Genomic DNA, 22,141 nt, shown 5'->3' on the forward strand with positions numbered 1-22,141 from the left:
CTGTCTGAGATAGAAGATCAGAGTCATACCCTTGAATTAATGCCAATTTGCTATCCTTAGTAAATTTAGTCATAAAAAAACTGCACCTCCACCTGTTAGATGTGTCTAACAATTGGGGTGCAGTTCATTACACGCCGGCTTCTTTCGTAACGAGGATCTCTTCTGTTGTCTTCACGTCCGCAAACCATCTCAGGGTAGCGTTCACATGATCTATGATCTGCTGCGCGGTTAAAACCGAATTGTTCCAGGTGCTGTGTGCATCGGATACCAGTGTGACATCATAGCCCAGACTGGACGCTCTCCTGCACGTGGTGTCTACGCATAACTCACTCTGCATACCTGCAATAATCACATGTTCTATGCCTTGCCGCTTCAGTTCCTCTTCAAGTGAGGTGTTATAGAATGAATCCGGTCGGGTCTTCTGAATGATGGTATCCGACATCGCAGGCGCGATCTCGGGGTTAATCTTCCACGCCTCCGACCCTGCCCTCAAACCCTCGTCATTATGTTGTATGTAGAGGATAGGAATGCCGCCGTTTCTGGCTTTTGCGATCAGCTGCTTGAGATTGTGGAGCAATCGATCCCCTTCAAACACCGGATCATTCACTTGAAACATCTCATTCTGTACATCAATGACCAAAAGCGCACTCTTTTTCACTACAACACCCTCCTGTGCGATTCATGTACTCATCGATTTCATTATAGAACGAACGTTCCTATGATGTATATGAAAATTTAGATCTCTCATTAAAAAATGAACTCATCTCGCACAAAAAAAGGAATCCCTCTCTCACTTAGGACTCCCCTGCGTCTTTTTTAGCTCCCTTCGTAAAGCCGATAACAAGCAGCCAAGGCAACCTTCAGCTACTCCTCCTCGACGATAACGCTCGGGTGTGCCGACTTTTTCTGTACATTATGCTGATGAAGCTTCCTCATCGTCTTGTAAAGCTGCTGTAACTCCTGTTCATCCAGAACGTCGAACATAGAGGTTTGGAAATCCGACAGCAGCGGAATAATTTCTTCCAGCAGGGCCTGTCCCTTATCCGTTAGCGAGATATACTTTATCTTCCAGTCCTGCTTGCGGACGATCAGATCCAGCTTCTCCAGCCGCTTTACCATATGGGAGACACCACCGCCGCTAATGGAAAGATATTCGGCCAGCTCCTGCTGTGATAAAGGTTGGTGCGCGAAGACCTGGATCAAGACGTCGAATTGGGCAACCGTGATGCAGAACGGCTGTAAGAACTCATTCGAGAGGTGATTGCCGATCTGTTGAAAACGGGTGATCCGAATCCAGGACAGCATAGCTAATCGGTTCTCCTGATGAAATCCCAATTGTTTCATTGACTCCATTCACCTCCCTACCCTAATCACAGTCAATTTATCACTCAAGTGACAAACTGTCAAATCAACGCCCGCAGGAAAGCGATAACCAGCCCTGAATATTTGATATATCAATTAATACCTTTATCCGTTTATTATATATACCCATTTATTCTCTCCAATTTATTGGTGTTGGGAGCGTCTAATCTTGAAATATATCCATGGACACGATAATATGGACATAGAATCTTTGAACTATATGCACCCGGGCAGTATATTCCTTTTGCGTATTCAAACATAACAACTGTAACTTTTTATTAAATGTATCATTAGACTTTGACATAAACGCCTCAAAATGATATATCAAATTCAGGGAGTAGGTCCGCTATGGAACAAATTCCACTATATCAACATATCGTAAATGCTTTAATGGCCAAGATTGAATCCGGGGAGCTCCAGGCTGGAGATCAGCTTCCGACCGAAGCCGAGATTTCGAAGGAATACAACGTCAGCCGGATCACCTCGAAGAGGGCGCTGACCGAGCTGGAGAATGCCAAGCTGATCTACCGGATCCAAGGTAAGGGAAGCTTCGTGAGCACAGACAGGGACCCTCAAAGGCCCCTGAGCAAGACGAATAAGGAGATCCTGCTAATTCTGCCATTCGCTCATAACCCGGGACTTGGTGATTACGAAAAAGGCATCAACGAATATCTCGCAACGACCGACTACACTTTGAACATTCAGTCCAATACGATTGTCGGACAGCGGAAGCTGCTGGAGGCCGCGCTTCAAAGCGCCAATTCGGGGCTGATTCTTTACCCGATAAGCAGCATCTCGGATCTTGGCATTCTGTATCAGTATCACCTGGCACAGTACCCGCTGGTGACGATGGATAAATGCATTGAAGGGATTCCGTTCCGTTCGGTTGTCTCCGACAACTTCGGCGGCGGATATCAGGCCTCTAAACATCTGATCGAGAATAATCATAAGAAGATCGCCTTTATCTCCTCCTTGAAGGTAGAGAACTCTTCCTCGATCCGGGAGCGGTATTTCGGCTATTTAAAAGCTTTGTATGATTACAAACTGATCGATTACAGCGTCAATGACTTGACCGACCGGTACTTAACCCATGACAACGACAACGGCAGAGAATACTATATTCAGTTTATTCAAGCCGTTGTGACGCAAGGAATTACGGGTATTGTTGCCGAGAATGACCTCATCGCGATCGAAATCATTCAGATTGCCAAAGAGCTGGGCCTGTCCGTACCGGATGATTTCTCCATCGTGGGCTTTGACAACATTCATCTCGCAGGCTTCGTTGAACCCAAGCTGACCACCATCTCCCAGGATTTCGGACAGATGGGGTATCAGGCTGCACAAAGCCTTATCACCCTGATCGAGAATCCCCAGGATCACCCGCATGAGAATACCGTGGTTCCCGTTCGTCTCATTGAACGACAGACCGTGAAGAAGCTGTAACACGCCTATTTCTAAAAACCAAAGGAGACTTTTACATGCTGAACTATATCGATACAAGGCAAGGCACCAACAACCAATACACCTATTCCAACGGGAATGCGCTTCCTTATACGGGTGTACCTTTCGGTATGAACCATTATGTCGTCCAGACCAAAAACGAAGGAAGCTGGTTCTTCAACCCTAATGACCGCGTCTTCCAAGGCATTCGCCTGACACACCAGCCAAGTCCATGGATGGGCGATTTCGCCCACTTCCTGATGACTCCGGTTGCGGACGACAAAATCAGAGGGTCCGTCTTCACCTGTCAAAGCTCCTACCGGCCTGAAGAAGCGACATTCAAGCCCCACTATCTCAGAGTGAAGCAGCAGCGTTATAACATCACCACGGAGCTGGTTCCCAGCACCTATGGTGCGGCAATGCGCATGAAGTACAATTCCGGGCAGCAGGCAGGCTTTGTCCTGAATGTTAATAACATAAGCGAGTTCCGACTGGATGCAGCCCAGCGCAATTTGACTGGCTATGTCAGCAACTTCGCAGGCTGTCACGATGACGGGTTCCGTATGTACGTAGCCATGAGCTTTAGCAAGGACATAGATCTCGCAACAACAGGTTATTACAACGAAGAAGGCAAATTCTTCCCGGAGGTTGCTTTTGGCGGAGTCGACCAGCATGTCGTCATTCGTTTCAAAGACTGTGAAAGAGACGTGCTGGATGTTAAACTGGCGACGTCGTTTATTAGCCTGGAGCAAGCGGAGCTTAACCTTGAGCGTGAGCTGAACATATCTCTGGATGAGCAGAAGGAACTGGCTGGACAAGCCTGGAATCATTACCTGAACAAAATCCGGGTCACTCACTCGAACGAAGAATATATGCGCACCTTCTATACTTGCCTGTACCGCATGTTCCTGTTCCCGCAGAAGTTCTATGAGCTGGATGCCAACATGGAGCCGGTACATTACGATACAACGGCCCGATCCGTCAAGAAGGGCATTCTCTATACCAATAACGGCTTCTGGGATACTTACAAAACCGTATATCCGCTCTATTCCATCATCGCGCCCAAGGAGTATGAGGAAATGCTGGAAGGTTTCCTGAATTCCTACCGCGAAACCGGCTTCCTGCCAAAATGGTTGTCCCCGGATGAGCGCGGGCTGATGCCGGGCACGCTTATTGACGCCGTCATTGCGGATGCGGCGGCCAAGGGACTGGCTCAGCACCTGCTGCCGGAACTGCTGGAAGCCATGCTGACTGCAGCCACTACGCAGAGCGGACAGAATTGTTATGGTCGGCAAGGGACGCTGGACTACATCAAGTACGGTTATGTTCCAAGCAGCTATCACGAGAGCGTGAATCACACGCTGGATTACGCATACAGCGACTACTGCATCAGCCGTGTGGCCGATGTCTTGGGCCGATCGGATGTAGCAGACCAATACAGACAAAGCGCGCTCAACTACAGAAATATTTTCGATGCAGAAACCGGGTTTATGCGGGCCAAGGATCAGGACGGCCAATTCCGTCCGGATTTCAACGATACGAGCTGGGGGCTTGATTATGCCGAGGGAAGCGCCTGGCAGACCAGCTTTGCCGTATTCCAGGATTTCCAAGGCTTGATCGAGGCGTATGGTTCTAAGGAACGTTTTTTCGATAAAATCACCGAATTGTGCAATAAAGCACCGGACTTCGACGTACGGGGCTACGGCTTTGAAATTCATGAGATGAGTGAGATGGCTGCCATCGACTATGGCCAGCTGGCGATATCCAATCAGCCAAGCTTCCATATTCCGTATCTGTTCAACTATGTCGGGCAGCCCGCATCGTCCCAGGTCGTCCTCAAACAGCTGATGTCGAACCTGTTCAACAGCGGCTTTGACGGTTTCCCGGGGGACGAGGATAACGGCAGCATGTCCGGATGGTATGTGTTTAGCTCCATGGGCTTCTATCCGGTATGTCCGGGCAGTAATGAATATGTGCTCGGTATCCCGCTATTCGACAGTGTGAGCATTGAGCTGCCAAACGGTAAACAGATGTTGATTCATACCGACAACAACAATCCGCAGTCCAACTTCGTGGCCAGCGTTCAATTGGAAGGACAGGATTACACCAAGCTGTATATTACGCATGAGGATATTCTGGCAGGCAAGTCCCTCGATTTCCGTCTCGGCCTGGCTCCAAGCTACCGTGCTTACAGCTCTGATGAGCTCCCGTTCTCGATATCGAAGAAGTAACGATTACAGCTTAGTTCATATATGTAAGGGGTATCCCCATCAGGACAGCGGCCTGGGGATGCCCCTTTTTGTTATCCCGTTTTTCAGCAATTGGTTATATAAGTTCAACGGCGCAGGGTATTCTTCCTGATATTGAAATAACAGGAATTTTCAAGATCACCTCGGGAAACAATACACTTGATTCACATTATGATCTATTGCTAAGAAATGGCGGGGTGACTTCATTGTGGTCAGTAATTGTATCCTATATTCCGAAGTGGACGATTTGGGTTCAAGCTTTACTACTCGTACTGGTGCCTTTCCTCATGCTGGCGTTAACCAATTGGTTTCGGAAATCTATTAATTCGAGTTACGCCCTCAAACCGAACAAACCCTCTCCCCCCGAGAGAGAGGATAGCGTTCCGCCACAGGCTCTCATGACGGGGCTTTACGATGCGGATTTAACATCCGTCCGTAAAGCAATCGGTAACAATGGGGACGTGGAATTCAGGGAATTTACGATCCGGGGGACGGGAACGCGGGCAGTCATCGTTTTTGTTGACGGATTGATGGACAACGATCTTATGGACACCCATCTTATACGCCCCCTCATGATGGTCGGAATTCCAGAAACGGAGCAGGAACAGTTCAATCGTTCAAGCGATACGATCAAAGCCTATATCAGCAGCCAGATGCTCCCTGTAAGCGAAATTAAACATACCGATAGATTACTGGAACTCGTACAATCTGTTCTTGCGGGAACAACCGGTTTATTGGTAGATGGAATGCAAGGCGCCTTCCTGGTTGGTTCTGCCAAGGGGAAGAGCCGAAATCTGGAGGAACCTCTATCCGAAGCACTTCTTCGAGGCCCGCGTGTCGGGTTTACCGAGAGATTGGCAGACAATACAGGATTACTACGGCTTCACGGAAAGAACGAAAGCCTCCTGCTCACCAGATTTGTAGTTGGGAACCGCGTGAAAAAAGATCTGGTCATCGCCTATATGAAGGATATTGCCGACCCGAAGCTAGTCGATGAGGTCGTTACGCGAATTCAGAAACTCGAAATCGACGACCCTCTTGAATCGGGATATATCGAGCAATTAATTGAGGAAAACGTCATGAGTCCTTTTCAGCAAGTGCAGAACACGGAAAGACCCGACAGGGTGATCGGGTCTTTACTGGAAGGGCGGGTAGCTATCCTGCTTGACGGCACGCCGTATGCTCTAATCGTCCCTGTCACGTTCAGCATGCTGCTGCAGTCGCCGGAGGATTACTACGAGAGATGGATCTCGGGATCCTTTGTCCGCTTATTGCGTTTTCTCTCGGCCCTACTGGCGCTGCTAGCACCAGCTCTCTACATTTCGTTTATTTCGTTTCATCCCGGGCTGATTCCGACCAAGCTGGCGCTGACCATTATCGAAACCAGGCAGGGCGTGCCCTTTCCCTCGATCATTGAAGCGCTCATCATGGAAATCGCCATTGAAATATTGCGGGAGGCCGGGATCCGGCTCCCGAAACCCATCGGGCCTGCGATGGGCATCGTCGGTGGTCTGATTATTGGTGATGCTGCCGTACAAGCCGGTATTGTCAGTCCGTTTCTCGTTATTGTCGTGGCCGTAACCGCCATCTCTTCCTTCACGATCCCGGTCTACAGTGCCGGAATTACACTGCGCGTTCTTCGGTTTTCCGCGATGTTCTTTGCGGCAGTGCTTGGACTGTTTGGCGTCGTGATGTTCTTCCTTCTTCTCTGCAGTCATTTGGTCATACTGAAGAGCTTCGGCGTACCTTATGCAAGTCCAATGGTGCCTTATGGGATCAATGACTTGAAGGACTTCCTCATTCGGTTCCCGCTGAAAGTGATGAAGAAACGACCTCAAATGTTAAAACCGAACGACCCTGACCGCAGAAATTAATCATCCTAAGCACGAAATGAGGCTATGACCATGAGCAGTGCAAATAACAGCACCCATGACCAGATCACCACGTCTCAAGCTGCCGTCATGATCATTAACTACATGCTGGGTGCCGGTATCCTGACACTCCCCAGAACGACGGTGGAGGCTGCCAAAACGCCGGATGTGTGGATCTCGATTCTCATCTCCGGTTTGATCATCCTGTTGGCAGGAATGATCGTTGTGGCGTTATGCCAAAGATTTCAAGGGAAAACATGGTTTCAATTTGTACCTGAGATCACTGGGAAATGGCTGGCTTTTGTTCTAGGCCTGCTATTTATTGGTTTTTTCATTACTATTGCCGCTTTTGAGATCCGGATTATGGCGGAGGTAACGGGGTTATATCTGCTGGAAGGCACGCCCGTTTGGGCCATCGTGATGACCTTTATGTGGATCGGTCTGTATTTGACCACCGGGGGGATCAACAGCATCGCCAGAATCTGCGAGATCATTCTGCCGATTACGCTGGTTTTTTTCCTCATAGCGATCCTGTTGAGCAGCAACATTTTTGACATCAAAAATTTAAGGCCGGTACTCGGCTCAGGGTTTATGCCCGTGATTCGAGGGTTAAAGCCATCTCTGCTATCTTTTACCGGTTACGAGATCATGTTTGTTGCTATGGCGTTTATGAAGACTCCCAAAAAAGGCACCAAAGCCATGCTCGTCGGCATTACGGTGCCCCTGGTGATCTATTTAATCACCGTCATTATGGTTATTGGCGGGCTGTCCATAAACGGAGTTGAGACAAGAACATGGCCGACACTGGACTTAATGCGGAGTTTTGAAATGCAGGGACTGATATTCGAGCGTTTTGAGTCCCTGCTGCTTGTCATCTGGATCATGCAAATATTCTCGACCTTTGCGATAACGCATTATGCAGCCTCGCTAGGATGGTCCCAGCTGCTTAAGACGAAAATACGGCCCTTTCTCTTTATCCTGCTTCCTGTCATCTTCCTCATCGCGATGATTCCGAAGGACGTATCGGAAACATTCAAGCTGGGGGATGTTGTAGGCAATGTCTCTATCTATCTATTTGGCGCTTTACCATTACTCTTGCTTCTGATCAGCATCGCCCGTAAGAAAGGTGTGAAGCCGAAATGAACAGGTATATAAGATATACGTCACTATTGGCGGCGAGCATCCTACTGCTCCTGACTACCGGCTGCTGGAGCAGCAACGAAATTGAGGATGTCAGCGTCTATGTTGGATTGGGACTCGATACAGCGAATGAATCCAGATTCGAACGAGATATCAATAAACAAGGGGCAACCTATCCGAAGAAGAAAGTACTGACGGCAACGGTTCAGATCGTACCCCCAATTGCGGGAAAGAACGAGAAGCAAGGGGGGGGCGGTTCGTCATCGCCAAGCAAGGCTTACCTGAACGAACAGCTGACGGGCGACTCCATCATTCAAATCTTTCGCCAGTTTGCATTACGTAGAGACCGGCCGCTTATCGGCCACCATCTGAAGGTCATCGTGGTTTCTAGCGAATTAGCCAGGAGATACAGCCTGGAACAGGTATTTGACTTTATTCTCCGCGATAATGATATCCGCCCCAGCTGCCTAGTGGTGGTCAGCCACCGAAGCGCGCTCGAAGCGTTAAGCTCCACTGAACCTGGGGAGATCCCTGCTTTCTACTTGATGGGACTCGTGGATAACCGTTATCGTTCCAACAAAATCATCCCTCCCGTGACACTCACTAAGCTTGACAGCGCCATGCAATCCGGGGACAGCTTCCTGTTACAAAATGTCGTTACCGCTCAAAGCGAGCATAAATTCTCGGGAGCCGCCATTTTCAAAGGCAAGACCAAGAAATGGATCGGGGAATTAAGCCAATATGATCTGGAAGGCTTGTCTTGGATTACGGCAGACGTGAAGGGGGGCGCGCTGAAGACGTATGCGCCGAAGACCGGCCATACCGTAACCTTTGAGCCCAAGAAATCCCACAGCACCATCGTGCCTAAGATTCAGGGAGACGAAATTTCATTTCATATCAAGGTTAATGCCGAAGGTAGATTAATCGAGGATTGGAGCTTTCCGGAGATCCCCTCATCGGGTGGATACATCTCAGAAATGGAGCAGCAGTTTGAAGAAGAGGCCCATAAACAGATCAAACAGGTCCTGAACAAAATGCAGCATGTCTATCATGTGGACGTTGGGGGTTTTGGCACTGAGCTCCGCATCAAACATCCGAAGGTGTGGAAAAAAGTGCAGGAGAATTGGGATGAAACCTTCAGCCAAGTCCCGATTACGTATGAAATCAACATGAACATTACGGACTTCGGTTCCTCAACAGATTAAACGAGCGCTGACAATGACGGTCAGCGCTCTTTAAGTTCTCGCTGTTGATTACACCAGAAACATCGCTACGACTGTAGTAGCGGTCAGACCCAGCAGCACCGGCTTCAAATTTCGTCTTGCCAGCTCGAATGGGCTGACTCCGCAGATGGCTGCAGCCGGAATCAACGCCCACGGAATGAGCGTGCCGCCGCCTACCCAGATGGCGGCAACCTGCCCAAGCGCAGTCAGGGTAGCCGCACCTGAGCCGATAGCCGTAGCAAACAGCTGCGCGATCGATCCGGCTAACGAGATACCGGAGAAACCCGAACCGTCCAGACCCGTAATGGCACCGGTGATCGTCAACGTCACCGAACCTACCGCGCCGTTCAGCGGCACCGCATTCGCGAGGGCAACCCCCAGGTCGTTCACGATACCATGGGATGCTTCCGGAAGCACTTTACCGAACAAATCGGTAAATGCCGCATCCCCCAAATAGAAGAACGCCGCGATAGGAATGACGGGACCGAACACCTTGAATCCAAACATGAATCCCTCGATCAAATAAGAGGTGACCTTCTCCAATCCCCGATTACGATGTGCTACCAGGGCAATGACACTGAGGATCAGGACGGCTGTGCCGCCGACCAAGGCTGTTGCATCGCCGCCCTGCAGCTTTAGGATGAACATGGCGACAACATCTGCTGCGAACAACAGCAGAATGACGATAGCCAACCATTTTTTCATAGCCGGGGATATGGCCGCAACAGCCTCATCCTCTTCGGTACGCGTGGTGAGCGTGTCTCCCGTGCTTTTAATAGTTACCAGTCCATCTCTCCAGCTGCCGTTCCGCTGATCTCTACGCATCATCCAGAATGCCGCCACGGTTGTTACAAGTCCCATCACGATCACGAGCGGCACACTGGCAGCCATGACACTGGATACAGGCAATCCAGCCGCATCCGCGGTTAATTTGGGCGCACCCTGGATGATATAGTCTCCCGATAACGCAATGCCGTGCCCGAACAGATTCATTGCCACCGCTGCACCGAGGGCCGGCAAACCGACACGAATAGCCACAGGGAGCAGGACCGCACCAATTAACGCAACTGCCGGTGACGGCCAGAAGAAAAAGGACGTTACCATCATAATGATTCCGATGCCCCAGTAAGCCATCGCGGGAGTACGCAGAAAACGGGTTAACGGAGCCACCATCGTCTCGTTGATCCCCGTCTTGATCAAGACCCGGCTCATCGCCACGATGATGGATATAATCATGATGGTGCCCATCAGCTCTTTAGTCGCATAGATGAATGAATCAAACACACCGGAGACCGAGCCGCTCAGCGTTTCCGTTGCCAAAAGGCCAAGCGCAAATATTCCGGTAATACAAACAAGCGCCGTATCGCGCCGCCGGATCAACAGCGTCATGATCAAGACGATAAACGCCAGATACACCCAGTGAATCGCGGTTAAATGAATCCCCATATGAATCACGCCCCTTCCCAGGCAGCAGGTTTGATGTGACTACATCTTATGCATGGGCCTGGGCAAAGGTTAATTTGGGATCGTACAATGGGTTACCTTCCGTTCAGAAACATGAATCTCTGGATTTCCAACGCCCTCTCCAATTCGGGTATAGTAAGAACATAATGTAGTTTAGGAGTTCAAAGGAGCTGGAACCGTGTATACCATCCTGATTGTGGAAGACGATGAACGAATCGCGGATAAATTAAGATCGGCTATTTCCAAATATGATTTTAACGTACGGATCACCGAAGACTTCAGCCGCGTGATGGACATTTTTGCGGATACGAAGCCGGATCTGGTTCTGCTGGACGTCAATCTGCCGAAATTCGACGGATTCTATTGGTGTAGGCAAATCCGTACCCAATCGCACTGCCCGATCATCTTCATCTCGGCGCGAGACAGCGGCATGGATCAGATTATGGCCTTGGAAAACGGGGCGGACGATTATATTACGAAGCCGTTTGACATGGAGCTTGTTCTGGCGAAAATCCGCAGCCACCTGCGCCGTGCGGTCGGTGCCTATGCCTCCGGTCAGGAGGATGAGCATACCATCGAAAGCGCCGGTCTTATCATCTATCCCGAGCGATACGTTGTGACACATGGAGACGAATCAGCCGAGCTTACCCAAAAGGAAGCAGCCCTGCTGACGATGCTGATGGAAAAAGGGGGCCGTGTGGTCAGCCGCGAGCGGCTGCTGGACCTGATGTGGGAGGATCAGCACTTCATTGATGACAATACGTTAAATGTTTATATTACAAGGGTTCGTCGCAAGCTTCGTGAGCTGGGCGCCGGAGATCTTATCGAAACCGTCCGGGGAGCAGGCTACCGGTTCATGACGGGCAGGGAGACCCCATGAAACTTTTCTTGCGGGAGCATCTCCCGCTCATGCTGTTTTTTACCGTTCAAATGCTGCTTGTCCCCCTGCTGTACTGGCTTACCGGTGAAGGCAGGCCCTTTACTGTCGTACTATACGGTGTGCTGTTAAGCAGTGTCGTGCTGCTTCTCTATCTTGCTTACCGGTATCTTTCCCATCGCACGTTGTATCGAGAGCTTTCTTCCGAGAAGGTTTCGGAGAAGGAATTCTTAAGCCCTCCCCTAGGCGAAGCGCCACTGCCGGAAGCGATCTACGAGCGGATTGGCCATTACGAGCGCTTATACCGCGAACAGCTGCATCGGCATCAAAGCCAAACCGACCAGCATCTGGCTTTCGTCAACCGCTGGGTACATCAGATGAAGACCCCGCTGTCGGTTATTCAGCTAACGCTCGATGAAGTCGAAGAGGCACCCGCCGAGCATATTCGGGAAGAGCTTGAGCGTATTCGCAAAGGCCTCGAAATGGTGCTGTACACCGCGCGCCTGGACCGGTTTGAGCAGGATTTTGCTGTAGAAGCCATCGGGCTCCGTGCTGCGGTAAGCGAATCCGTGGTCGAGAACCGCAAGCTGTTCATTCGTAAGGGGATTACGCCGGTGTTCCAAATCGATGATCGGATCTCCGTCTATACGGATGCCAAATGGTTTCGATTTATGCTGGGTCAGATTTTGACGAACGCCGTGAACTACTCCGGCAGCCCCGGCAAGAAGATTCAATTAACCGCAGAAGCAGCGGGGAAACACATCAAACTCTATATCCGCGACGAGGGGATCGGCATTGCGCCGGAGGACATCAACCGGGTGTTCCATCCCTACTTTACCGGAGAGCGCGGTCGGCAATATCATGAATCCACCGGCATGGGCCTGTATCTTGTGCGTGAAATCGCCAATAAGCTTGATCATTCCGTAGAACTGGAATCCACGCTCGGTGAAGGAACCACCGTTACCTTGACGCTGCGCCGAGCCGAAAACCAAGACACATCTGGACCTTAGGTGTGTCTTCTTTGTATCGGGAGATGACCCCAAACCTCACGCCGATAATCTTAAGATACGAACAAAAAATGCGAACATAACCTTATGGCAGATGTAAGCTTCGTTTCACCTAAATCCATAGCAGGGTCAGGTCAGTATACGATAGAGTTAGGCTACACTAATAAGGTATACAGAAAGGAGCTTCTGGATTATGGATATTCTTGAAGTAAAAGCATTAAACAAAGTATATGCGGGCAAAGTGGCGACACAAGCTCTTACCGATATTCATCTCACCATCAAAGAAGGAGAATTCGTCGGCATCATGGGCCCTTCAGGCAGCGGCAAAACCACCCTGCTGAACATGGTATCCACCATCGATCGTCCAAGCTCGGGCGAGGTCAAGATCGGGGGCAAAAATCCTTACACCATGAAAAAAAGCGAGCTTGCCCACTTCCGCCGCAGACAGCTCGGCTTTGTGTTTCAAGATTTTAACCTGCTCGATACGTTAACCGTTGCCGAGAATATCGTGCTTCCGCTTACGCTGGACCGCCGTCCGCTCAAGGACATGGAGTCGCTGCTGCAGCAAACCGCTTCACGGCTTGGCATCCGCGAAATTCTGAATAAACGCGTGTACGAGATTTCGGGAGGTCAACGACAGCGCACCGCGATTGCCAGGGCTATCATCAGCGCGCCGCTGTTACTGCTTGCGGATGAGCCTACAGGCGCACTCGATTCCAACTCCTCACGGATCGTGATGGAGTCGTTAGCCGAGATTAACGAGCGGGATCGTACCACATTAATGCTGGTTACGCATGATCCTCTCGCCGCAAGCTATTGCAACCGCATCGTTTTTATTAAAGACGGCAAGTTGGCCGCCGAAATTCACCGCGGAGAGAACCGGCAGGCCTTTTTCCAAAAAATCATCGATACGCTATCGTTCTGGGGAGGGAATACAAGTGAGCTTTCCTCAATTCGCGTTTAACAACGTCCGGCGTAACGCACGTCAATATTTCGCTTACCTGCTCAGCAGCTCGTTCATGGTCATGATCTTTTTTACGTATGCGGTATTCATCTATCATCCAGCCATTGAGAATTCGCCTATGGGCACGATGACGCGTACGGGAATGACAATCGCCACGGTCATCGTCTACGTGTTTGCGTTCTTATTCGTGCTGTATTCGATCAGCGTCTTTCTGAAGTCGCGGAACCGGGAGTTCGGCATTCTGACCATCCTCGGAGCTGAGGCCAAACAGATCAATTGGCTGATCTTCCTGGAGAACATTCTGATTGGCGCCATTGCCATCGTAACGGGCATCGCCAGCGGAATGCTGCTTTCCAAGGTGTTCCTGCTCATCAGCACCAAAGTCATCGATATGGACGAGCTGCCGTTCTATTGGCCGGTCAAAGCGATGCTGCTGACCGCCGGTGCGTTCGCTGCGCTGTTTCTCGTCATTTCGCTCTTTACCTTGTTATTTATCCGAAAGAATCAAGTTCTGGAGCTTCTCAAAGGAACCAGCAAACCAAAAACCGAGCCAAAAGCCAATCTGTTCCTGGCCCTCTTAGGCGTGGTGCTCCTTACCATCGGCTTTACCGTCCTTCGTGTCAAAGAGTTAGACCCGACTGGATTGATAATCGCTGCGGTAACCGGAATTATGGGCACGTATTTCTTCTACTCCCAACTATCCGTGTGGATTGTCCGCATGCTACAGCGAAATCGCAGAACCACCTGGAAAGGAACAAACCTGCTGTGGATTTCCGAAATGAGTTACAAGATTAAGGATAATGCCCGCATGTTGTTTCTGGTCACGGTTGTCGTAGCTCTGGCTTCCATGAGCACCGGCTTCGTGCTGGCCATGCAGCAATCGATTCGATCGGTATATTTGGATAACCCCTACGCGCTTAGCTACACCTACTATAGCAATGCCGACGAGACTAAGGTGCAGGATGAGCTGGCCCTGATTGAAAAGCGGCTTCAGACCGAAGGGCTTGAGTATAAACGGGCGGAGGTCGAAACCATCTATTATCGCTTGTCAGCGAATGGAGAGGACTCCTTACACATCATGCCGCAATCCCAATACGACCGTTTGGCTGCTTTGATGAATACCAAGCCGGCCGGGACATTCGGCGAGAATGAAGCCTTACTGGCAGAAACCCCGAATGCAGCGAAGAAGAGTAAAGGGAAGCTAACGGAAGCGGATATCGAATTATCCGGTCAACCCTACTCTTTCAGCTTGGAGAACCGCACAGACCGGATTGCGGCTGTGGTATATAGCGGCAGATTGCTGGTCGTTACGGACACCATGTTTGAAGAGCTAAGGGGCGGGAACAAAGCAGATGGAATCAGTGTGAATCATACGTATCCGTTTATTCTTCCCGATTCCCAAGGACTCCCCCAGAAGGATGATCCTGAAACCAAGCTCGGCCTTGAGCTGTCGGAATGGAACGGAAGTGCAATCAGTGAAGGTTATATAGAATCCAGAGCGGAGAACTATTACACCAATAAACAGGGCTTTTCGTTATTCAGCTTTATCGGGGTGTTTGTCGCCTTAATCTTCTCGATCTCATCCGCCAGCTTCCTGTACTTTAAACTGCATACAGAGCTTTCAACAGACCAAACGATGTACCGTTCCCTGTCCAAGATCGGACTCAGCGCCCGTGAGATGAACATCTCCGCGACGATTCAGATTGCTGTGCTGTTCTTTATCCCCATTCTGGTTGCAGCCCTGCAGTCCTTAGTCGTGCTCGGTCCGGTTCTTGCATACCTGGATTCTCCTTATGTAAGTGGCCCTGTATTGGCGGCTTCATCGGCATTCTTGGCCGCTCAAATGATTTATTTCCTGATCGCCAGAGCCCGTTATATCAAGTCTGTGAATAGGATGATGGTGTAACTAATGGCTACTGTAAAAAATGAGACCGTGATGAAACGCCAGCCTGCCACTGGAAAGGGGCGATTGCACTTTTTAGACCAGTTCAGGGGTTTTGCGCTGCTTGGTCTGCCGTTTGTTAACGTATTGGCGCTTTGGCTCATCGCCACGCCGAAAACCTCAGCGGATTTTTGGATGCAGCGCGGGCTTAACTTTTTTGTGGAAGCCCGATTCTATACAATCTTCACGTTCCTGTTCGGACTAGGATTCTACATGTTTCTATCACGAAGCGCTACAACGGGTGGAAAGCCAAGACTTCGGCTGTATATCCGCCGGTTAGCCATTCTGGTGCTGATCGGCGTCATCCATCAGCAGTATCAATCGGGGGAGGCATTATTTCATTATGCGATTGTCGGCCTGCTAGCGCTTCCCCTCTATTGGGCGCCAAGGAGAGTTAATCTAGGTATTGGAGTGGTCGGGTTTACGATTGCGGCCGTCATAGGAGTCAAGCTGCTTACCATTCCGTTTCTGATCCTGTTAGGGCTAGCCGCGGGCCAATACCGATTACACGAAGCGATCAGCAAGGGAGTAAGATGGAGTAAGCTGCACATGGTGTGGCTGCTGTCATTGCTCGGAACCGTCATTGCGATCGGGGCCATGTGGTGGGCAGCACCTCCCGAGCCGATGCCCCCGTTTCTGTTCATGATAGAAGGCGAATCGCCGTCATCGACCATGCAGGCAGCCTTAACTCTGGCACATATCGGGGTGGCAACGGGTCCTATCGTATCTGTATTTTATCTAAGCTCTCTCTTAATGCTTGGGCGTACCCGCGCAGGTGCGAAGATGCTGTATCCGTTACAGGCATACGGCCGGATGGCGCTTACCAACTACATCGGACAAACCGTCTTTCTGGTAGGTATTCAGCGCTTCATACTGAACACCACACCGACGACTTATGTCGTATCTACACTCGTTTCCCTTGGGATTGTAGTCTGTCAGATCATAGCCAGCAATCTGTGGATGCGTTGGTTCCAATACGGACCCCTAGAATGGTTGTGGAGATGCGGCACCTATTGGACGATCGTGCCGATTCGCAAAAAAGCAGGAACCCTATAGGTCTCCTGCTTTTTTTGCTTTTCGCCCCATTACCATGTAAACGCCAAATATCAGTGTCCATATAAACACCGGGCCTGAGGTGATCGGATAGATGATAACGCTGAGTTTCGGAAGCAGCAGTGCTGCAGGTATGCCAATCGCTCCCCACAACCCTGCTGCTATGCCTATCCATGCTATGACCGGTTTCACAGTTTCTTCAGAGAGCAGCGCAATGCTAAGCAGGCTTATTCCGATCCAGGTCAGCATCATGGCAAAATCCCCGGCCATAATACCGAAAGCAAATAACCCGACACCCAAGGCGGCCGTCCCCGGGTCTTGCACCGAACCCCACTCCTTGGCCAGCACCGGGAGAACGGTTAATTCCATCGCGAGCACGAGCACCCATATCGTAATTGCCGCATTGAACAAGCGGGCAGCCATCATCGCAGCCGGGCGTCTACCGGCCATGATCTCCCCGAGAGACAGTCCTCCAAGCCATAATAATATTGCTGCCAGCATCAGGCTGTGATCCCATTGCCAATAGGTCAGCATGTCCGGAATCATCGAAATGACATGATGACCCGTCCAGGGATCCGTAGCTGGAGGGTGCATAAGTGTAGCTGTAACAAACAGCGCTCCGCCTAATAAAATACTGATGCCTGCATAACGGCTAACTCTGCTATTTGCCTTCCATTTGCTCATGAGGGATTCCCACCTTCTGCTTCGTCGTCTATCTATCCTTATACTTCCCGTTCCGTATTGAAACTAGAAGTTTGAGATTGTCCGGCGACTTTCCCCGTTTCGGGGAGCCTGATGGGTTCTTAGAAGCCCTGATCTCCATCAAGCATATGCACGCAGCCGATCATCAATTAGACCCAGCAGCCATTCTCTTTCTCCAGGGACATCCTCTCTCAGCCTGGCTGCCGCTACAGGCAGCATCCAGCGGTCGATATCCTCCAGCTTCGCACGGGATAAGCGGCAATATTCATTCAGATATACTTTATTCCACAGGACACGGGCCATCCGGAGCGTAATCATCATAAGGCCTGACTGTTCCAGCGGATGAAAAGGCGATTGAAACATCAGCGATGTTCTGGCGACGTCGCATAATGGGTCACCAATCGTGGCGTTATTCCAATCGATCGCCCGGCATCCGCTCTCCGCCACGATCACATTATCCGGGTGGAAGTCGCCATGACAGATGGATTCCCCCTCAGGAAAAGAGTCCAGTACCTTGCATATAGCCTGCGCCTTTCCTTGCAGGATGCCGCTTGCATCAAGAATTGCATGCTCCAGCCTTTCTTTTTGCGACGGCAGCAAGGTTGTTGTGCAGCCATGCATCGCATGCTGGAGCCGTGCCATCTCACGGGCGCACTTCAATAGCTGAAGCGGTGACGATTGAACCTGATGCAGCATCGACGGTCCTGTAACCCGTTCATACACCAGCCCTGTTCGTCCCTCGATATCCACCATGTCAAAGACGGCAGGAGCAGGCACGCCCGCTTCGGCAACGATGCGGCCCATCTCCGCCTCATATGTCACCCATTCCGGGCGATACCCTTCATAATACAGCTTTAATGCCTGAGACTCTCCCCATTCATACACCTCTGCGCTCCTGCCTTTTCCTATCCGTGTACCCTTTTTCAAAGTACATCCTCCACTTCCTGTGTCAGCTGGATTTTGATTTCGAACGCATCATCAACCGCTGGATCCAGCCTGGCTTCTGAATCCGGCAGTTATGAAATGCGGATATCTTCCATTCCCCGTTCACCTTGATCAGCAAGGATCGCTGAATCTTCTTTGAACACATTGTACGATAATCCGGCCGAGCTGAATTCCCGCCAAGGGCTGAAAACCGACTCGGTCTTGGGACCGAGTGCTTCCTTCAGATCCGGCAGGTTGCGTTCTTTACGTAAGCAGGAGCGCGAGATATGATATCGTTATCCACGAGAGACCGAATCGTAAAGGAGGTTGCAGCCGGCATGATGAAGATCAGCGCTTTTGCCAAGGTCAGCGGCATTTCCATCAAAACATTGCGATATTATGATGAGCTGGGCCTATTAAAGCCGGCCCATATTGATGAACAAAGCGGATACCGTTACTATTCCGAGGAGCAGCTTCTGACCGTAAAGCGAATTGCCGCTTACAAGGAACAGGGGTTCACCTTGGAACAGCTCAAGCCTTTTTTTGAAGAGGATATAGGAACCGATGCCGTAAAGTACAAACTTGCGGATAAAATGACGGAGCTTCAGCATGCGATGCGGAGCCTCCAGCTGCAGCTGGATGAGGTCAACAGCAGGATAACGCGCTTGGAACGAACCGAAGCAGGGAATCCAAGTGGCCCCATTATCCGGGAAGTCCCCTCCCAGCGTGCCGTTTTCATTCGTGACCAAGTTCCCCGCAGCCAGTTATGTCTCTTGCTGGATGAGATTACGAAATACGCTGCCTCTAATGGAGAAGAGGAAGCCAGGCAGCTAACCATTCTTTGGCATGACCACGGCAGCGGGAATGCCGACATTGCCGACATCGAAGTCGCAGTCCCCATAACCAGGGACATACCTGCTAATGGGCGCATTCGCGTGGACTTTCTGCCGCAGCTGAAATCTGCCGCATCTCTTGTACATCGTTGTGATCCGTACACCTATACCTGCCCCGTCGTACCCGAGCTCAGGGCATGGATTTCGTCCCAAGGCCTCGTTCAGGCGGAATCGGAGCCGATCCGCGAGATCTATCTCACCTCGGATAAAGATATCTACGGCAAGAAGCGCCCTGCGGAATTAATTATCCCCTTGCAAGCTTAAGCGGAGTAACTTTTCCTTGCCGTGATAGGATGTGGAAACGAACCTCGGCCCCGTCTCCACTCGTACTTGCAGAAGCAGTAACCCCGGATGTCCTTTATGTTCATGAAAAACGCTAGAATAATTCTAAACCACCCTCTTGACTCTCCCCTTAACAGGAGAGTGTACAGTAGCGTTAAATCGAACAAGAGGAGTGGGATTTCATGAAACGATTGGAAAACAAAATCGCATTGGTTACAGGCGGAAGCCGAGGCATTGGCAAAGGAATCGCGCTTCGGTTAGCGGAAGAAGGGGCTCTGGTCATTGTCCATTTACGGAACCCGCCGGAATGCGGCGGATCAGGTTGTCCAGACCATACAAGATCAGGGTGGGCGAGCTATCGCTTTAGGTGCCAAACTGGAATCGGTAGACGGCACAAAAGGGCTGATTCATTCGCTGAAGGAGGAACTTCTTCGCGTAACGGGGGACAACCGTTTCGATATTCTGGTGAATAACGCAGGCATCGGAACGTCCCAGAACTTTGAAGAGACGACCGAGGAAAGCTTCGATGAGCTGTTTGCCGTAAATGTAAAAGCACCGTTCTTCCTGGTGCAACAGGCCCTGCCGCTCCTGCGTGATGACGGGCGCATCGTCAACATTTCCTCCGGCGTTACGCGGATCGCTTACCCGCATATTATGGCCTACAACATCACCAAGGGAGCCGTCAATACGTTCACCTTGCATCTTGCCAAGCTGCTTGGTCCACGCGGGATCACGGTGAATGCGGTTCTCCCTGGCATCGTGGATACGGATGTGAACGCTCCATGGTTGCATACACCGGAAGGGCAGCAGCATGCCGCAGAGATGTCCGCGCTTGGCCGAGTCGGTCAGCCGTCGGATATTGCGGATATCGTAGCCTTCCTGTCTTCAAACGACGGGCGCTGGGTCACGGGACAAATGATTGACGCAACCGGCGGCTCTCATCTGTAACGATATCAGGCAGCAGATCCTCCGAAGTTTATACTTTCTGATATGTTAAAAAGAAGCGATCCGTGCCTGGCATTAACGCCGGCAAGGATCGCTCTTATGTTCTATCTGCTGTTAATCTGATTCGCCAATCTGCTCAAGATCGCTTTTTTCCTGTATCTGCTGTTTAATCGGATTCAGCTATCCGCACAACCGACTTCCGCTCCGGATCCCAGCGCCATGACGGAGCCTTGCCCCGCACATGCAGGCCTCCTACCCATTTATCGATCGTTCCGGAGCAGGCATCGTCGGTCTTCCCGGCTAATACCTCACGCCCCAGGCTCGTCACTTGCAGCAGCCGATCTTGGAAATGGGGTACAGCCCGTTTGAAGTCGGGAAACGGTGCTGTACCATCGATAACCAGCAACGAATCCGGGCCCTCCGTCATCTTCGCCAGGTAATACCAGAACTCCAGATCTCCCATTCCGAGCGTATGGAGCTTATCACCTACCTTTCGGAACAACTCATACGGCTTATGGATTCCGCCCGCTATAGCCTCCAACGTCGTCTGCTCGATGATCCCGAGTCCATTGCTCACAGAGGGCAGCCGCGCCAGATGGGCTTCGAATGCTGCCCTAGCAAAAGGCAGTGCCGAGGAATCAACCTCCAGCATGCGCTGATGTTTCTCCGGCCGATCCGAGGTATAGCCTTCCCACAACATGCTGCCCAGCCTAAGCTCTTCTTCTCCAATCGTGTGCCATGTGCCCGATAAAGTCTCGAGCTGCTCCCTGCTAAGCTGCCCCAGCCCGCGAAAAAGCTCGATGCCCGGGTAGGCGCCAATGCACAGCAGACTCAGCTTCGTATTTCCCAGTGACTGTTCCTTAAACCAACGCAGCAAATAGGCCAGCATGGTCTGGTCAAACAGATCATGCTCAAACCAGAGCACGATTTCATCATATTTTCGAAAATCCTGTAGCTTCCTCTCCTGCAACTCGCAGGTCTCGATATATTCCTTCTCCGGAATCCCGAGCGTTTGCTCCAAATACCGAGCTCTCGTTCTCCGATGATCCAGCTCGTCCATCTTCGTGTAGACCGGGCCAAACGTATAGAGCTCCCTCCACACCAGGATATCTCCTCCAATGTTTCCTTGCTTCAGCTTATCCCCTACCGAATCCCCGTTAACGATATGCAGCATACGTTTTCCTCCCTCATACAGATCGGTGAACACCGATACAAAGTCGGCTACGTGCAGCGTGTTCTTCAGCTTCCGCCGGGCATCAAAAAGTCGCTTCTTCAAAGCCGCCAGGGATATATCCAAGTATTGCGAGATCTCCCGCAGGCTGTAGCCTTGAAAATAATAGAGCTGGACCGCAATCCGCATGCTTGATGGCAAATCCGCGATCGTGGCATGCAGCTGGCGGATCATCTCTCTCTTTTCCACGACAAACTCCAAGCTCCGCTGGTCGCCAGCCGGCAATTCCATCGCATGCAGCGGTAACGTTTGAAATTGCTTGCGGCGCAGATCTCTGTAGCACTGCCGCTCAACGATCACTTTGAACCATCCGGGAAAGCGCCGGGGATCCTGCAGCTTGTGCAGATTCGCAAAGGCCTCCGTAAAGGCCTCCTGCACGGCATCTTCCGCCAAATAAGGATCCTGCAATTTATCGTAGGCCACGGCCAGCGCCATGCCGGTAAAATGTCGAACCAAGCTTCCCTGTGCCTCCGCACTGCCCCGCCGGGCTTCCTCAATCCACTGGAACACGTTCACCTAAACCTCCCTTCCCGGTGTCTCTATCCCTTAAGTGCCGATCTGAACGAAAAAGG

At 50.9% G+C, this 22,141-nt stretch carries 17 protein-coding genes and 1 pseudogene; 12 read left to right on the top strand and 6 right to left on the bottom strand.

Annotated features, from left to right (window positions below):
- Window positions 1–127: 127 nt before the first annotated feature.
- Together AK95_RS13510 and AK95_RS13515 are read right to left on the bottom strand one after the other, a co-directional pair.
- On the bottom strand, window positions 128–658 hold the full coding sequence (locus AK95_RS13510; protein WP_071220504.1) for a cysteine hydrolase family protein: 531 nt from the start codon (window positions 656–658) through the stop codon (window positions 128–130).
- Between the two features lie 206 nt (window positions 659–864).
- Window positions 865–1,344: a MarR family winged helix-turn-helix transcriptional regulator gene (locus AK95_RS13515; protein ID WP_071220505.1), complete on the bottom strand. Its 480-nt coding sequence runs from the start codon at window positions 1,342–1,344 to the stop codon at window positions 865–867.
- Between the two features lie 366 nt (window positions 1,345–1,710).
- Between AK95_RS13515 and AK95_RS13520 the strand changes: the two genes are divergently transcribed.
- The 5 genes from AK95_RS13520 (at window position 1,711) to AK95_RS13540 (ending at window position 9,267) form a co-directional block, all read left to right on the top strand.
- Window positions 1,711–2,805 carry a GntR family transcriptional regulator gene (locus AK95_RS13520; protein WP_071220506.1) on the top strand — a complete coding sequence of 365 codons (1,095 nt, stop codon included), beginning with the start codon at window positions 1,711–1,713 and terminating at the stop codon, window positions 2,803–2,805.
- Between the two features lie 35 nt (window positions 2,806–2,840).
- Window positions 2,841–5,033, top strand: a complete 2,193-nt coding sequence (locus AK95_RS13525; RefSeq protein WP_071220507.1) for a GH92 family glycosyl hydrolase — start codon at window positions 2,841–2,843, stop codon at window positions 5,031–5,033.
- A 224-nt stretch (window positions 5,034–5,257) separates the two neighbouring features.
- Window positions 5,258–6,925 carry a spore germination protein gene (locus AK95_RS13530; protein ID WP_071220607.1) on the top strand — a complete coding sequence of 556 codons (1,668 nt, stop codon included), beginning with the start codon at window positions 5,258–5,260 and terminating at the stop codon, window positions 6,923–6,925.
- A 30-nt stretch (window positions 6,926–6,955) separates the two neighbouring features.
- Complete coding sequence (locus tag AK95_RS13535) at window positions 6,956–8,065, top strand: spore germination protein (protein WP_071220508.1); 1,110 nt, start codon at window positions 6,956–6,958, stop codon at window positions 8,063–8,065.
- Window positions 8,062–9,267, top strand: a complete 1,206-nt coding sequence (locus tag AK95_RS13540; RefSeq protein WP_071220509.1) for a Ger(x)C family spore germination protein — start codon at window positions 8,062–8,064, stop codon at window positions 9,265–9,267. Before AK95_RS13535 ends, AK95_RS13540 begins: the two co-directional genes overlap by 4 nt.
- A 48-nt stretch (window positions 9,268–9,315) precedes the next feature.
- On the opposite strand, the gene AK95_RS13545 is transcribed toward AK95_RS13540, so the two are convergent.
- Window positions 9,316–10,731, bottom strand: a complete 1,416-nt coding sequence (locus AK95_RS13545) for a hypothetical protein (protein WP_071220510.1) — start codon at window positions 10,729–10,731, stop codon at window positions 9,316–9,318.
- 196 nt (window positions 10,732–10,927) lie between these two features.
- On the opposite strand from AK95_RS13545, the gene AK95_RS13550 reads away from it, so the two are divergent.
- The 5 genes from AK95_RS13550 (at window position 10,928) to AK95_RS13570 (ending at window position 16,595) form a co-directional block, all read left to right on the top strand.
- Window positions 10,928–11,629 (top strand): response regulator transcription factor, encoded by a 702-nt coding sequence (locus AK95_RS13550; RefSeq protein ID WP_071220511.1) that lies wholly within the window; start codon window positions 10,928–10,930, stop codon window positions 11,627–11,629.
- Window positions 11,626–12,636, top strand: a complete 1,011-nt coding sequence (locus tag AK95_RS13555; RefSeq protein ID WP_071220512.1) for a sensor histidine kinase — start codon at window positions 11,626–11,628, stop codon at window positions 12,634–12,636. Before AK95_RS13550 ends, AK95_RS13555 begins: the two co-directional genes overlap by 4 nt.
- 190 nt (window positions 12,637–12,826) lie before the next feature.
- Window positions 12,827–13,597 (top strand): ABC transporter ATP-binding protein, encoded by a 771-nt coding sequence (locus AK95_RS13560; RefSeq protein ID WP_071220513.1) that lies wholly within the window; start codon window positions 12,827–12,829, stop codon window positions 13,595–13,597.
- Window positions 13,572–15,503, top strand: a complete 1,932-nt coding sequence (locus AK95_RS13565) for an ABC transporter permease (protein WP_071220514.1) — start codon at window positions 13,572–13,574, stop codon at window positions 15,501–15,503. The genes AK95_RS13560 and AK95_RS13565 overlap by 26 nt, the downstream gene beginning before the upstream one ends.
- Before the next feature lie 3 nt (window positions 15,504–15,506).
- Window positions 15,507–16,595: a DUF418 domain-containing protein gene (locus tag AK95_RS13570; protein ID WP_083397618.1), complete on the top strand. Its 1,089-nt coding sequence runs from the start codon at window positions 15,507–15,509 to the stop codon at window positions 16,593–16,595.
- Here the strand turns inward: AK95_RS13570 and AK95_RS13575 are convergent.
- Together AK95_RS13575 and AK95_RS13580 are read right to left on the bottom strand one after the other, a co-directional pair.
- The gene (locus AK95_RS13575) at window positions 16,590–17,276 is read right to left on the bottom strand and encodes a hypothetical protein (protein WP_071220515.1); all 687 of its coding nucleotides are present in this window, start codon (window positions 17,274–17,276) and stop codon (window positions 16,590–16,592) included. The two genes, AK95_RS13570 and AK95_RS13575, sit on opposite strands and share 6 nt — an antisense overlap.
- A 138-nt stretch (window positions 17,277–17,414) precedes the next feature.
- Window positions 17,415–18,221: a phosphotransferase family protein gene (locus AK95_RS13580; RefSeq protein ID WP_071220516.1), complete on the bottom strand. Its 807-nt coding sequence runs from the start codon at window positions 18,219–18,221 to the stop codon at window positions 17,415–17,417.
- A gap of 284 nt (window positions 18,222–18,505) precedes the next feature.
- Between AK95_RS13580 and AK95_RS13585 the strand changes: the two genes are divergently transcribed.
- Window positions 18,506–19,375, top strand: coding sequence for a MerR family transcriptional regulator (locus tag AK95_RS13585; protein ID WP_071220517.1), 870 nt, complete (start codon window positions 18,506–18,508; stop codon window positions 19,373–19,375).
- Between the two features lie 200 nt (window positions 19,376–19,575).
- Window positions 19,576–20,341 (top strand): annotated as a pseudogene (locus AK95_RS13590) (SDR family oxidoreductase).
- A gap of 163 nt (window positions 20,342–20,504) precedes the next feature.
- Here the strand turns inward: AK95_RS13590 and AK95_RS13595 are convergent.
- Window positions 20,505–22,085, bottom strand: coding sequence for a sigma-70 family RNA polymerase sigma factor (locus tag AK95_RS13595; RefSeq protein WP_083397619.1), 1,581 nt, complete (start codon window positions 22,083–22,085; stop codon window positions 20,505–20,507).
- Window positions 22,086–22,141: the final 56 nt, after the last annotated feature.

Origin of the sequence: Paenibacillus sp. LC231 (genome assembly GCF_001860525.1) — a bacterium.
Taxonomy (GTDB): domain Bacteria; phylum Bacillota; class Bacilli; order Paenibacillales; family Paenibacillaceae; genus Paenibacillus_AQ.

Excerpts from the sequence above, each read along its gene's own strand:
- AK95_RS13515 (WP_071220505.1), bottom strand. The coding sequence starts at position 1,344 with ATGAAACAATTGGGATTTCATCAGGAGAACCGATTAGCTATGCTGTCC.
- AK95_RS13520 (WP_071220506.1), top strand. The coding sequence starts at position 1,711 with ATGGAACAAATTCCACTATATCAACATATCGTAAATGCTTTAATGGCC.
- AK95_RS13525 (WP_071220507.1), top strand. The coding sequence starts at position 2,841 with ATGCTGAACTATATCGATACAAGGCAAGGCACCAACAACCAATACACC.
- AK95_RS13535 (WP_071220508.1), top strand. The coding sequence starts at position 6,956 with ATGAGCAGTGCAAATAACAGCACCCATGACCAGATCACCACGTCTCAA.
- AK95_RS13540 (WP_071220509.1), top strand. The coding sequence starts at position 8,062 with ATGAACAGGTATATAAGATATACGTCACTATTGGCGGCGAGCATCCTA.
- AK95_RS13545 (WP_071220510.1), bottom strand. The coding sequence starts at position 10,731 with ATGGGGATTCATTTAACCGCGATTCACTGGGTGTATCTGGCGTTTATC.
- AK95_RS13555 (WP_071220512.1), top strand. The coding sequence starts at position 11,626 with ATGAAACTTTTCTTGCGGGAGCATCTCCCGCTCATGCTGTTTTTTACC.
- AK95_RS13560 (WP_071220513.1), top strand. The coding sequence starts at position 12,827 with ATGGATATTCTTGAAGTAAAAGCATTAAACAAAGTATATGCGGGCAAA.
- AK95_RS13570 (WP_083397618.1), top strand. The coding sequence starts at position 15,507 with ATGGCTACTGTAAAAAATGAGACCGTGATGAAACGCCAGCCTGCCACT.
- AK95_RS13575 (WP_071220515.1), bottom strand. The coding sequence starts at position 17,276 with ATGAGCAAATGGAAGGCAAATAGCAGAGTTAGCCGTTATGCAGGCATC.
- AK95_RS13585 (WP_071220517.1), top strand. The coding sequence starts at position 18,506 with ATGATATCGTTATCCACGAGAGACCGAATCGTAAAGGAGGTTGCAGCC.